This is a genomic window from Marinobacter sp. C7 (genome assembly GCF_022343555.1).
GTDB lineage: Bacteria > Pseudomonadota > Gammaproteobacteria > Pseudomonadales > Oleiphilaceae > Marinobacter.
This window is the reverse complement of the sequence record NZ_JAKQZH010000001.1, coordinates 976,509-989,190: the sequence shown is the minus strand read 5'-3', so window position 1 is coordinate 989,190 and position 12,682 is coordinate 976,509. Positions and strand designations below refer to the sequence as shown.

9 protein-coding genes are annotated in these 12,682 nt (G+C 59.9%); 5 read left to right on the top strand and 4 right to left on the bottom strand.

The window, feature by feature from the left end; translation table 11 throughout:
• Positions 1-150: 150 nt before the first annotated feature.
• Together rsgA and asd are read left to right on the top strand one after the other, a co-directional pair.
• Entirely contained in the window at positions 151-1,206 is a 1,056-nt protein-coding gene (rsgA, locus tag MD273_RS04605) for a small ribosomal subunit biogenesis GTPase RsgA (RefSeq protein WP_239036594.1), read from the top strand.
• Between the two features lie 82 nt (positions 1,207-1,288).
• Entirely contained in the window at positions 1,289-2,143 is an 855-nt protein-coding gene (asd, locus tag MD273_RS04600) for an archaetidylserine decarboxylase (protein ID WP_239036593.1), read from the top strand.
• A 2-nt stretch (positions 2,144-2,145) separates the two neighbouring features.
• On the opposite strand, the gene epmA is transcribed toward asd, so the two are convergent.
• A complete protein-coding gene (gene epmA, locus MD273_RS04595; protein WP_239036592.1) occupies positions 2,146-3,114 on the bottom strand; it encodes an EF-P lysine aminoacylase EpmA in 969 nt (322 codons plus the stop codon).
• Positions 3,115-3,121: 7 nt separating this feature from the next.
• Positions 3,122-3,697 carry an elongation factor P gene (gene efp, locus MD273_RS04590; RefSeq protein ID WP_092001142.1) on the bottom strand — a complete coding sequence of 192 codons (576 nt, stop codon included), beginning with the start codon at positions 3,695-3,697 and terminating at the stop codon, positions 3,122-3,124.
• Positions 3,698-3,742: 45 nt separating this feature from the next.
• On the opposite strand from efp, the gene epmB reads away from it, so the two are divergent.
• The 3 genes from epmB to MD273_RS04575 all read left to right on the top strand — a co-directional run bounded on the left by epmB (position 3,743) and on the right by MD273_RS04575 (position 9,031).
• The gene (gene epmB, locus MD273_RS04585) at positions 3,743-4,783 is read left to right on the top strand and encodes an EF-P beta-lysylation protein EpmB (protein ID WP_239036591.1); all 1,041 of its coding nucleotides are present in this window, start codon (positions 3,743-3,745) and stop codon (positions 4,781-4,783) included.
• A gap of 156 nt (positions 4,784-4,939) precedes the next feature.
• Positions 4,940-6,751 carry a cyclic-di-GMP receptor FimW-related protein gene (locus tag MD273_RS04580; RefSeq protein ID WP_239036590.1) on the top strand — a complete coding sequence of 604 codons (1,812 nt, stop codon included), beginning with the start codon at positions 4,940-4,942 and terminating at the stop codon, positions 6,749-6,751.
• A 195-nt stretch (positions 6,752-6,946) separates the two neighbouring features.
• On the top strand, positions 6,947-9,031 hold the full coding sequence (locus MD273_RS04575) for an EAL domain-containing response regulator (RefSeq protein WP_239036589.1): 2,085 nt from the start codon (positions 6,947-6,949) through the stop codon (positions 9,029-9,031).
• Between the two features lie 59 nt (positions 9,032-9,090).
• On the opposite strand, the gene serB is transcribed toward MD273_RS04575, so the two are convergent.
• The gene (gene serB / locus MD273_RS04570; protein WP_239036588.1) at positions 9,091-10,323 is read right to left on the bottom strand and encodes a phosphoserine phosphatase SerB; all 1,233 of its coding nucleotides are present in this window, start codon (positions 10,321-10,323) and stop codon (positions 9,091-9,093) included.
• A complete protein-coding gene (parC, locus tag MD273_RS04565; protein ID WP_239036587.1) occupies positions 10,316-12,610 on the bottom strand; it encodes a DNA topoisomerase IV subunit A in 2,295 nt (764 codons plus the stop codon). The genes serB and parC overlap by 8 nt, the downstream gene beginning before the upstream one ends.
• Positions 12,611-12,682: the final 72 nt, after the last annotated feature.

The following is a 12,682-nucleotide window of genomic DNA, read 5'->3' as shown; positions in this document are numbered from 1 at the left end:
TCAACATTCCCGGGAGGAAAGCCCCACCACAGCCCCGGACCAGCGCGGTGAATTCACAACGAAAGGCCGCCATAGTACAGCGACCAATCAGGGATTCCAGTATGATGGCACGGTCGATGACGAACTTTCACGGGATCTCTCAAATCATTTATGGCAAAACGGCGACTGAACAAACAGCAACAGTGGCGTATCAAGAAAATCCAGCAGGAACGGGCCGCCCGTGCTGCAAAGAAAGAGAAAGCCATTGAGCAGCAGGCCGAGGCCGGTGAGCTGGGGCATGAGCAGGAAGGGCTGATCATCGCCCATTATGGCCAGCAGCTGGATGTGGAGGCCCTGGAAGGTGAGGATGCCGGCACGGTGTTCCGGTGTTTTGTCCGGGCCAATATTGACAGTCTGGTGACCGGTGACCGGGTTGTCTGGCGCAAGGGCAAGAGTGAGACAGGGGTGATTGTCGCCCGTTGTGACCGGCAGAATCTGCTGCAGCGACCGGATAATTTCGGGGCTCTGAAGCCGGTGGCTGCGAATATTGATCACATCATTCTGGTGATCGCCCCGGAACCGGAGCCCCATGACAATCTGATTGACCGATATCTGGTGGCGTCCGAAACCAGCGATATTCCAGCGGTGATTCTGCTGAACAAGACGGACCTGATTGCCGATGAAAACCGGGATCAGATTGAAGAGCTGCTGTCCCGCTATGAAAGCCTAGGCTATGAGGTGGTGCGTACGTCGGCCGCTGAATCCGGCGATGAGCCTTCTCCCGAGGTTTCCCGGCTGGTGAAGGATCAGACCAGTGTGTTTGTTGGCCAGTCCGGCGTGGGTAAATCGTCGATCATTCAGACGTTGTTGCCCGGGGAGTCCCTTCGCGTGGGGGCGGTTTCGGAGAGTACCGGCAAGGGCGTTCACACCACGACCACTGCCAAGCTGTTTCATCTGCCCCTGGGCGGGGATCTGATTGATTCGCCTGGTATCCGTGAGTTCGGGCTGTGGCACATGACGCCGCAGGAGATTGAATACGGTTTTCGGGAAATCCGGGATCTGATCGGTACCTGCAAGTTCCGTAACTGCCGGCATATGGGGGATCCGGGGTGTGCGCTTGAGGCCGCCGCCGCAGAGGGGCTGATCAGTCCGGAGCGGCTGAAGAGTTTTCACCGGATTCTGACGGACATGGCCGAGCAGCGGGCCCGGGGCCTGAAGGTGGACTGAGTCGCAAAGCGGCAAAACCGTTTCTACACCCCTGGGCCGTTTTGCTAAACTGCGCGCCTTCTCAAGCAAAGGGTTCGTTTTGATGCTCGATAAACTGTTCGTTCTGAGCCAGTACATCACTCCGCAGCTGGCCGTCTCCCGGCTTGCCGGTCGGTTCGCGGATAGCGAAGGCAATCCGGGTCTGAAGAACCGTGTGGTGAAGTGGTTTATCGGTCGCTACGGCGTGGATATGAGTGAAGCGGCAGAACCGGACCCGACCGCTTACCCGAGTTTCAATGCATTTTTCACCCGGGCGCTGAAGCCCGGCATCCGCCCCGTTGCCGAGGGCGAGAAGACCCTTGTCAGCCCGGTGGACGGCAAGATCTCCCAGCTGGGCCAGGTGACCGGTGATCGGGTTTTCCAGGCCAAGGGTCAGTCTTTCAGCCTCAATGAGTTGCTGGGTGACAACCTGCAGCGTACAGAAGCGTTTTCCGAAGGCGAATTTGCCACCATTTACCTCGCCCCCAGCGACTATCACCGGATCCACATGCCCATGGCGGGCAAGCTTCGGGAGATGGTGCACATCCCCGGCAAGCTGTTTTCGGTCAATCCGGTGACGGCGGAGAACGTGCCGAACCTGTTTGCCCGCAACGAGCGGGTAGTCTGCATTTTTGACACTGCAGCCGGCCCCATGGCCATGGTGCTGGTGGGCGCGATGATTGTCGGGAGTGTCGAGACCGTCTGGTCCGGCGTTGTAGTGCCGGGCAACGGTCTGGTGACGGATTTCCAGTACGAGGGCGAGCAGGCCCGCGAGTTTGCCAAGGGCGAGGAGATGGGCCGGTTCCGGCTCGGCTCTACGGTGATCATGGTGATGCCCAAGGGCGCCGTCAGCTGGAACGACGATCAGGTGGCCGGCAAGACCGTGCGCATGGGCGAGGCCTTCGGCGAACTGGCCTGAACTCAGGCGCGCTCGAACGGGAAGGCCAGCACGTCCGAGATATCGGCTGCTCCGAGCTTGAGCATAAGCAACCTGTCCAGTCCCAGGGCGACGCCGGCACAATCCGGCAGGCCCTGCTCCAGCGCGGCTAGGAAGGCCTCATCGATCGGTATTTCGGGTTTGCCCGCTAATCGGCGTTGATGGTTGTCGGCCTCGAAACGGCGCCGCTGCTCTGCCGGATCAGTCAGCTCCCAGTAACCGTTGCACAGCTCCAGCCCCCGGAGGTACAACTCAAACCGGTGAGCCATGGGGTAACCCTGACGCTCCGACACCCGGGCCAGCGAGGCCTGGGAAGCGGGATAGCCGGTGATGAAGACCGGGCGTCCAAACCCGAGATTGGGCTCGACTGCGAAGCTCATCAGCAGGTCCAGGCAACCATCCCGCCCCAGCCCCGCCAGTTGTTCCGGCTCCAGCCATTCCTCGCACCGGCGCATCAGTTCCCGGTTCGTGGACCCGAACGGGTCGACCTGCGCCCACCTGTTCACGGCATCCCGGTAATGCATGATCTCCGGTCGCTCGCAGCCCAGCCATCCGCATACCAGGTCCGAGACCTCTTCCATTAGCTCACGGTCATCGAACCCCGGGCGATACCACTCGAGCATCGAGAATTCCGGGTTGTGCCGCCGCCCGCGCTCACCATTACGGAAGACCTTCGAAACCTGATAGATAGGACCAGACCCGGCGGCCAGCAGGCGTTTCATATGGTATTCGGGGGAGGTTTGCAGCCAGCCACCCTCGATGCCGGATGCTGAAACCTGCGCCGGGACGCCGTCCAGGTTCACGTCGGTAACTCCGCAGCGCCCCAGCACCGGGGTTTCGACTTCCATCACCCCTCTTTGCGCAAAAAAGCCGCGCACAAACGCCAGTTGTTGTGCACGGCTTTTCAGGGCAGCCTGCGAGGCAGCAGGCTGCCAGACAGGTTGATCGGTCATTGCCGGATCAGCTGCTCTTGACGCGGCTGACGTACTCGCCGGTCCGGGTGTCGACCTTCAGCACTTCACCGATGGTGATGAACAGGGGCACGTTGACCACGGCACCGGTGGACAGGGTCGCCGGCTTGGAGCCGCCCTGGGCAGTGTCACCCTTCATGCCCGGATCGGTATCAACCACTTCCAGCTCGACGAAGTTGGGCGGGGTAACGGTCAGGGGAGCACCGTTGTACAGCGTGACGGTGTACACGTCCTGTTCCTTGAGCCACTTGACGGTATCGCCCACTGCCTTGGCGTCGGCCGGATATTGTTCAAAGGACCCATCGGTCTTCATGAAGTGCCAGAACTCACCGTCGGTATAGAGGTATTCCATGTCCTGGTCGATAACATCAGCCGCCTCCAGGCTCTCACCAGACTTGAAGGTCCGCTCCCAGACACGGTTGGTCATCAGGTTCCGCAGTTTTACCCGGTTGAAGGCCTGGCCTTTGCCCGGCTTTACGAATTCGTTCTCGAGAATGATGCAGGGGTCGCCATCCAGCAAAACCTTAAGACCGCCGCGGAATTCGTTGGTAGAATATGAAGCCATGAAATGTCCACCTGACACAATGTCGTTAAAATTTCAAAGGTCGCTATGATACAGCGAACCCCCGCCCGTATAGAAGCCCACATCTGTGAACAGGATTCCCGGGGCTGGCAGGAACTCCTGTCTGCCTCGGTCACCACGCCCGAGGCACTGCTTGAACGACTGAACCTGCCCGCTGACTCTTGGTTGGTGGGCGCTCGGGCCGGACACCGGCTGTTTCCTATCCGGGTGCCGGAGCCCTTTATTGCCCGGATGACGCCCGGAAATCCCGATGACCCATTGCTCCGGCAGGTGCTTCCCCGAGTCGAGGAAGTGGATGAAGTGGCCGGTTTTGTCCGCGACCCTCTTCAGGAGGATGGCGCCATCCAGACCACCGGCTTGATCCGGAAATACCGCAGCCGGGCACTGTTGATGGTTACGGGCCAGTGCGCCATCAATTGCCGATACTGCTTTCGCCGGCATTTCCCTTACGACGAGCAGCGCCTCACCCCGGAAGACCGGGACCAGGTGCTTCGCACCCTGCGCGAGAGCCCGGAACTCAACGAAGTCATTTTCAGTGGCGGCGATCCCCTCGCTGTTAACGATCGACTGCTGGCCCGCTGGGCGTCGGACATCGCCAACATTTCCCACATCCGCAGAATCCGCCTGCACACCCGGTTGCCGGTGGTGATTCCCCAGCGCGTCTGTGATCCCCTGCTCAAGTGGATCAGCAGTTCCCCGCTGCAGGTTGTCATCGTGCTCCACGTCAATCACCCCGCAGAAATTGACAAGCCGACCCGCCGGGCGCTCGGCTACCTGCGTTCGGCCGGAGCCACATTACTGAACCAGAGCGTGATCCTGAAGGGTGTCAATGATACCCCCGGGATTCTCGAAGAGCTGAGCGAAACCCTGTTTGATGCCGGCGTCATGCCCTACTACCTGCACGCCTTTGATCCGGTGGCCGGTGCTCACCACTTTGATGTTCCGGATAATGAAGCGCGCAGGCTGGTGCGGGAACTGCTCAAACGGCTGCCGGGGTTCCTGGTGCCGAAGCTGGTCCGGGAGATTCCCGGCGAGGAAAGCAAGACACCGGTAGACCTCACGCCGTGAGCGCTATCACAAACTGGAACGCTCGTCACTTGTCAAAGTTTGTTAACTCGTGATCTTCTCGCTTTTCGTTGAGCATTTGCTATTTTAGAGTCGATAATGGGTTACAAATAAAAACATTAGGGAAACCGACGGTGGCCCCGACATTGGCGCGAATTCATGGAAGGCACGATTCTGAAACCTGACCTACGAGTACCGGAGCAGACAACCACGACTCTGTCCTTTTGCGAAACGGCGCCAAAGCCCTTCCGCATCTGGGTGGAGCACTTGCCCATGGCCAACATCGGCGAGGTTTCCCGGCAGCTTTACCACGCGATCATCGAGCTCAACCACCTCTCGACTGCCCCCCAGACGAGGCTGCAGTTCCTGGAGCTGATCCGCGAAAAGATTCATTTCGTCTGCAACGAGCTTTCCCGCCATTATCTCGGCCTGGCCGTGGCCCTGCCGGAAAAGCAGCGGAAGATTGCCAACCTGGCCCAGGCCCTGCAGATGCATCTCGCCACCGGCTACAAACTCTGCATCCTTGATGGCCTGGACAACGGAGGCCTGGACAAGAATCGCAAGCAGGTCACCATGGCGATCCACCGGGCCATTTCCGAGCTTTCCGAAACCATCCTCCGCTCGCACCAACTATACTGCCCCAGCCCGGCCCGCAGCTGGCTGGAGTGTCATCGCCTGTACCGGTTTGCCCATCGTAACGGCATGGGCCACCTCCAGGTCGAGGACAACACCCTCAAGGCTCGCCGCACCAGCTCGCTGGCCGACAGTTACAAGCGGGTTCTGCTCCTCGGGTGCGCTCGTCCCAACCAGCTGAGACAGTCAGAGCTGAACCAGGCCTACGAGCTGTTTGAGACCTGGACCGAGCACAGCCAGTGTGGTCCGGATATTGGTGAGGACAGCCTGTTTGTCGTCAACATGGAGCGTGACAATCCGCCGATCTACCGGAGCCTGCTCGATAACCGTCCCGGCGACGAGAGCTTCGGCTTTGACACGCGGGAGCTGTCAAACATGATCACTGACCTGCTCCAGGCTCGCCGCTCGCACCAGGAAAAGGAAAATCCGTTACGCATCCCGGCAACCATCAGCGACACCCTGCTGACTCACCTGAGCCAGGCCCTTGGCATTCTCGCCAAGCGGAATTTCAACCGCATTGCCAGCCAGGGCACCCTGGAAGTCTGCGTTGGCCTGAGCGCTGCGCACTATTTCATCTCCGGGGAAAAGACCTTCACGGAATTCGTCAGTGGCAATGCCAGCGCCCAGGATGAAGAAGAGAACCACTTCCTGACCAAGGCAAAGAAATCAGAGGACGCCTGGGCCGGCGCCCATGACGCGGGCCCGAGCGAAGAGCGCCACTCTTCCCCCGACACGCCGATCAACTTTCGTGGCGGCTACTTTGGCAAGCCTGAATCAGAGCCGGTAGCAGAGAAAAATCTGCCGCGCTCCCACCAGGCCCTGCTCATCAACACCAGCCCGGGCGGCTACTGCGTCGGCTGGGAAGCAAACGTACCTCCGTCCATTCAGGCCGGCGAGATCCTGGGCGTTCGGGAACAGCAATCCCACCCGTGGAGCGTCGGTGTCGTACGGTGGATTCGACAGGTCAAACATCAGGGCACCCAGGTGGGCATTGAGCTGTTGGCGCCCAGTGCCGCACCATGCGGCGTGCGACTGCTCCAGAAGATCGGAAACAACAGCGAATACCTCAGGGGATTGCTGCTCCCGGAGATCAGCGTGGTCAACCAGGCCGCCACCCTGATTACCCCCCGGCTCCCGTTCCAGTCCGGGAGCCGGATATCCCTTCTGCACGACGGAAGGCAGGACCAGGGCACGCTCGGTCGCAAAGTCTCGTCCACCGGCAGCATCAGTCAGTTTGAACTGAAACTTCAGAACAATACGGCGCTGAACATCGCCAGCCAGGCCGATGCCCCGGTGGCGAGTGAGGATGAGTTTGATTCACTTTGGCCGTCGCTCTGATAAACGGGATACCGGGATGGAACTCTCCCATGGGAGGGTTGTTATTACCCACTATCCCCTGCATCATTCTGCATAAGTGAAAGACCGGCCTCTGACTCTCGGCAAACAGCTTTACTCAAGACACTGTTTTACAAGCAGATCTGTACGCTGCCCCCGAGCCGGCTCCGCAAACGAGTAGCACGAGACGCTTTACGAATGCAGAAAAAGAACGCCACCGTACACCTGCTGATTCTTGATCCATCTCAAAATGATGCCGAATCGCTGGTCAGCCTGCTGAGAAATTCCGGAAAGGCCACACGGGCCCATCGCATCACCTCGGAGGAAGACCTTGAGGAGGTGCTGAAAACGGGTAACTGGGACCTATTGCTGGCCCGGGATGTGGGCGACGAATTCGGTGCCAACGAAGCTCTGGCCATGGTACGCCGGATGGACAAGGACATTCCGTTCATCCTGCTGATGTCCGAAGAGAGCCGGGAGCGGAGAGTTGGCATCATGAAGGCCGGCGCCCAGGATGCCGTGCCCTTCGATTACGCGGACCAGCTGGTGCTGACGGTCAACCGGGAAATTGCCGCCCTGGAAGAACGCCGGCGCAGGCGCGTGCTGGAGTCCCACCTCCGGGAGGCGGAACAGCGTTGCCAGCTGTTGCTGGAAAGTTCCAAGGACGCCATCGCCTACATCAATGACGGCATGCACATCTATGCCAACCAGTCCTACATGGACTTCCTCGGCTATGACGATATCGATGATCTTATCTGCATCCCGGTCCTCGACACACTGACGCCGGAAAGCCAGGAAAAGTACAAGGAATTCATGAAGCGCTTCGCCGAAAAAGGCGAAGATGGCATGACCCTGAACTGCACAGCGAGGCGCAGTGATGAGCAGGAGCTGAAGGTCACCATGACAGTGTCTTCAGCGACCTATGATGGTGAATTCTGTACCCAGATTGTGCTCCAGCCTGAGCACAGCGATGCCGAACTGGAGGAAAAGCTCCGCCAGATCAGCAGCCAGGACCTGTTGACCGGCCTGTACAACCGACAGTATCTGATGGATGCCCTGTCCGAAACGATCGCCCGGGCCGGCAAGGACAACCAGACCGGCGCCCTCGCCTACATTGCCCTCGACAACTTCATTACCATGAAAGGCCAGGTGGGCATTGCGGGGGCCGACCTGCTGCTCGGCGACCTTGCGGCACTGCTGAAGGAGACCGCAGGAGAGGACGCGACCCTGGCACGGCTGAGCGATGATGCGTTCTGCATGATGTGCCTGCCGAGCGACGAGAAAGCCATGGCCGAACGGGCAGAAAGAGTCCGCAAGGCGATCGAGGACAACCTCTTCGACATCAACGGCAAAACCGTCCCGATGACGGTCAGTATCGGTGTGGCCGCAATAACCGAAAACTCACCCAAAGCCGAAGAACTGCTGGGCCGGGCTCACACCGCCTCGTCCGACGTCAAAAAACAGGACGGCCACGCCCAGGGCAATGGGGTGCTGGTATACAACCCGGCAGACTACGAAGCTCTCGACTCCACCAACTCGGTGGAGGCCATCCAGAAAGCCCTGGAGGAAAACAGCTTCCGCCTCCTGTTTCAGCCGATCATCAACCTGCGCGGGGAAGGCGAGGAACATTACGAAGCCTTCGTCCGGATGCTGGACAAGGACAACGAGGAGGTGTCGCCCTATGATTTCCTGCCTCCGGCCGGACCGACCGAGACCGCTATCAAGATCGACCGCTGGGTCATCCTCCAGACCATCAAACAACTGGCCGGCCATCGCGCCAAGGGCCACGACACCCGCCTGTTCCTGAATGTCACCGCCGAAACGTTGCAGGACAAGACCTTTACGCCCTGGCTCAGTGTGGCCCTCAAGGCGGCCAGGCTGCCCGGCAACGCCCTGATCTTCCAGATCCGGGAAGGTGATGCCAACAACTACATGAAGCAGGCCAAGGAGTTTGTGCGGGCTGTGCATCAGTTGCACTGCAAGGTCTCCATCTCCCAGTTCGGCTGCGCCCTGAATCCGTTCAACACGTTCAAGCATGTGGATGCGGACTTTGTGAAGCTGGACGGCTCGTTTACCGAGGAAATCCAGAAGGGCGATGATGCCAAAGAGCAGTTCAAGGAAATGGTGAAGACCCTGCAGAATTCCGGAAAGCTCACCATCATTCCGCTGGTGGAGAATGCGGGTATCCTTGCCACGCTCTGGCAGGCCGGCGTCAATTACATCCAGGGCTACTACCTGCAGGCTCCGGCTCCGGAAATGAACTACGATTTCGGCGAAGGCTGAAATCCAAAAGGGGCGCCAAATGGCGCCCCTTTTTTTGCTATCCCCCTACCCCACAGGCCTCAGAATTCCGAATCCTGAAGGGTCTGGGTGGTCTCCCTCTCCCTGAAGCCGATCAGGTAAAGGATGGCATCGAGACCCAGCGTCGAGATCGAGTGACGGGCGGACTCCTTGACCAACGGCTTGGCCCGGAAGGCCACCCCGAGGCCGGCCTGGCTCAGCATAGGCAGGTCATTGGCACCGTCCCCCACGGCAATGACCTGCTCTCTGGAAATGTGCTCTTTCTCCGCAATCTCCAGCAACAACTCCGCCTTGCGTTTGCCATCCACTATCTGCCCGGCAACCCGACCGGTCACCTTGCCATCCTGGATCTCAAGCTCGTTGGCGTAGATGTAATCGATGCCCAGCTTGTTCTGGAGGTGCCGCGCAAAATAGGTGAAACCACCAGACAGGATAGCGGTGCGATACCCCAGGGCCTTGAGACTGCGGATCAGGTGTTCGGCCCCCTCCGTCATACGCAGGCGTGCGGCAATACTTTCAAGCACTGACTCATCAAGCCCTTTCAACAGCGCCAGACGCTCGGCAAAGCTCTGGCTGAAGTCCAGCTCTCCCTGCATGGCACGCTCGGTGATTTCCGCCACCTGGGCCCCCACACCAGCTTCGAGCGCCAGTTCATCGATCACCTCGGCTTCGATCAGGGTGGAATCCATGTCGAACACAACCAGGCGCCGGTTACGGCGGAAGATTGAGTCCTCCTGGAAGGCAATGTCCACGTTCATTTCGCCGGCAATCTGCAGGAAATCCGCCCGCAACTGTTCGAGGTCCGAGGGCGTACCCCGGACCGAGAATTCGACACAGGCAATTCGGTTTTCCGAAGGGTTCAGCGAGGGCCGGCCGGACAACCGGGTGATGTTATCGATATTCAGCCCGTGACGTGCAGTAATCGCCGATACCCGGGCTATCTGTTCCGCTTTGATATCCCGGGCAAGCAGAGTGACGATATAGCATGCCCGGTTCCGTCCTGCCGCCCAGGCCTGATATTCCTTCTGGGTGATCGGCGCAAAATGCACCTGAAGGTCGAGGGCATGCAGGCGGAACAGCAGGTCCCGGATTACCGGCGAGGACTTCGACTCGTCCGGAATCTCGATCAAAATGCCCCAGGTCAGGTGGTCGTGAATGACCGCCTGCCCGATATCCAGAATCCGCACGTTGTAGCGGCCCATGATGCCGGTGATCTCGGAGGTCAGCCCCGGCTTGTCGCGGCCGGAGACGTTAATCAGTACCAGTTCACTCACTGTCGGGACTCTCCTCTTGTCCGGCCCGCGTGGCGGAAGGAATCACGTCGATGGCATCAACCCGCTGCAATCCCCGTGGCAGCTTGTGCCCGCGCCGGCCACGCTCGCCAAGGTAATGCTCGAGGTCGCTGAATTGCAGTCCCATCTTGCGTTTGCCGGCCCGGATCTCAAGCTGGTCATCCTCGGCGAAGACCGCCACAGCAACGACAAACTCCTCCCGGTTCTGGACCCGCGCCGAAGGGATACTGATGATCTTGTTACCCTTGCCCTTGGCCAGCTCCGGCAACTCGTTCAGGGGGAACACCAGCATCCTCCCCTCATTGGAGATGGCGGCAAGATAGAGCGTTTTGTCTGCGCTGGGCACCGTCACCGGCGGCATGATCTTCGCCCCCTTGGGCACCGATACCACCGCCTTGCCATTGCGGTTCTTGCTGATCATGTCCTGCAGCGAGGTCACAAAACCGTAGCCGCCGTCGGTGACCAGCAGGGTCTTGGTGGTCGGCTCACCCATCAGGAGCCCGGCAAAAGAGGCTCCTGAGGGCGGATTGATCCTGCCCGTCAACGGCTCCCCCTGCCCCCTGGCCGAAGGCAGCGAATGCGCCATCAGGGCATAGGCCCGGCCGGTGGAATCAAGGAACACCGCCTGCTGGTTGTTGCGGCCACGGGCGGCCAGGGCGAAACGGTCCCCGGCCTTGTAGCTCAACCCTTCGGGCTCGATGTCGTGCCCCTTGGCCGCACGCACCCAACCCTTTTCCGAAAGCACGACAGTCACCGGGTCGTTGGAGACGAGATCCACTTCGCTGAATGCGCGAGCCTCTTCGCGCTCGACGATTGGCGAGCGGCGATCGTCCCCGAATGTCTCCGCATCCTGTTGCAGCTCCGTCTTGATCAAGTCCCGGAGACGGTCCTCGGAGCCCAGGATTGCCTGCAGCTCGTCCCTTTCGGCGGACAGTTCGTCCTGCTCGCCCCGGATCTTCATCTCTTCCAGCTTCGCCAGGTGACGCAGTTTCAGCTCGAGAATGGCTTCTGCCTGTTCCGGCGAGAGCCCGAACCGGGCCATCAGCTCATCCTTGGGCTTGTCCTCGTAGCGGATAATCTCGATCACCTCATCGATGTTGAGGTAGGCGACCAGCAAACCCTCGAGGATATGCAGCCGCGCCAGGACCTTGTCCAGACGGTGCTGAAGACGACGGGTCACCGTGGTACGGCGAAACGCCAGCCACTCGGTCAGGATCTCCTGCAGCCCCTTGACTCCGGGGCGGCCGTCGTTACCAATAACGTTGACGTTGACGCGGTAGGTCTTCTCCAGGTCCGTACTGGCAAACAGGTGAGCCATCAGCCCGTCCAGGTCGACACGGTTGGAGCGCGGCACAATGACCAGACGGGTCGGATTTTCATGGTCGGATTCGTCACGCAGATCCGCAACCATGGGCAGTTTTTTGGCCTGCATCTGCTGGGCAATCTGCTCCAGAACCCGGTTACCCGAGACCTGGTGCGGCAGGTCGGTGACCACCACCTCACCATTCTCCCGGATCCATCGCGCACGCATACGCAGGGAGCCCCGGCCCGTTTCGTACATCTGGCGGATGTCCTTACGCGGTGTAATGATCTCCGCACGGGTCGGGAAATCAGGACCCTTGATGTGCTCACACAGCTCGTCGACACCGGCCTCGGGCTTGTCCAGCAAACGGATACAGGCGGCGGCTACCTCGCGGACGTTGTGTGGCGGGATATCCGTGGCCATGCCCACCGCGATCCCGGTGGTCCCGTTCAGCAACACGTGAGGCAGGCGCGCCGGCAACACGGAGGGCTCCTCCATGGTGCCATCAAAGTTCGGCACCCAGTCCACGGTACCCTGCCCCAGCTCACTCAGCAGTACTTCGGCGAAGGGCGCCAGGCGTGACTCGGTATAACGCATGGCCGCAAAAGACTTGGGATCGTCCGGAGAGCCCCAGTTGCCCTGCCCATCCACCAGGGGATAACGGTAGGAGAAGGGCTGAGCCATGAGCACCATGGCCTCGTAACAGGCGCTGTCGCCGTGAGGGTGGAACTTGCCGAGAACATCACCAACCGTACGGGCGGATTTCTTGTACTTGGAGGTGGACTTGAGTCCAAGCTCAGACATGGCGTAGACAATCCGCCGCTGAACCGGCTTCAGTCCGTCCCCGACGTTGGGCAAGGCCCGGTCGAGGATGACGTACATGGAGTAATCGAGATAGGCCTTTTCCGTGTAATCCCTGAGCGAGACGCGCTCGAAGCCTTCATCGGTGGTCTGAAACTCTGGCATGGATGCCTCTTTTGCCTGAATTGCCTGTTGTTTGGATTGGCTGTGATGCTAACCTCCGCGCCGTCGAATTAC

What these genes read in the sequence shown, in the direction of transcription:
- asd (WP_239036593.1), top strand. Translation starts at nt 1,289, where the DNA reads ATGCTCGATAAACTGTTCGTTCTGAGCCAGTACATCACTCCGCAGCTG.
- epmA (WP_239036592.1), bottom strand. Translation starts at nt 3,114, where the DNA reads ATGACCGATCAACCTGTCTGGCAGCCTGCTGCCTCGCAGGCTGCCCTG.
- rsgA (WP_239036594.1), top strand. Translation starts at nt 151, where the DNA reads ATGGCAAAACGGCGACTGAACAAACAGCAACAGTGGCGTATCAAGAAA.
- parC (WP_239036587.1), bottom strand. Translation starts at nt 12,610, where the DNA reads ATGCCAGAGTTTCAGACCACCGATGAAGGCTTCGAGCGCGTCTCGCTC.
- efp (WP_092001142.1), bottom strand. Translation starts at nt 3,697, where the DNA reads ATGGCTTCATATTCTACCAACGAATTCCGCGGCGGTCTTAAGGTTTTG.
- MD273_RS04575 (WP_239036589.1), top strand. Translation starts at nt 6,947, where the DNA reads ATGCAGAAAAAGAACGCCACCGTACACCTGCTGATTCTTGATCCATCT.
- epmB (WP_239036591.1), top strand. Translation starts at nt 3,743, where the DNA reads ATGATACAGCGAACCCCCGCCCGTATAGAAGCCCACATCTGTGAACAG.
- MD273_RS04580 (WP_239036590.1), top strand. Translation starts at nt 4,940, where the DNA reads ATGGAAGGCACGATTCTGAAACCTGACCTACGAGTACCGGAGCAGACA.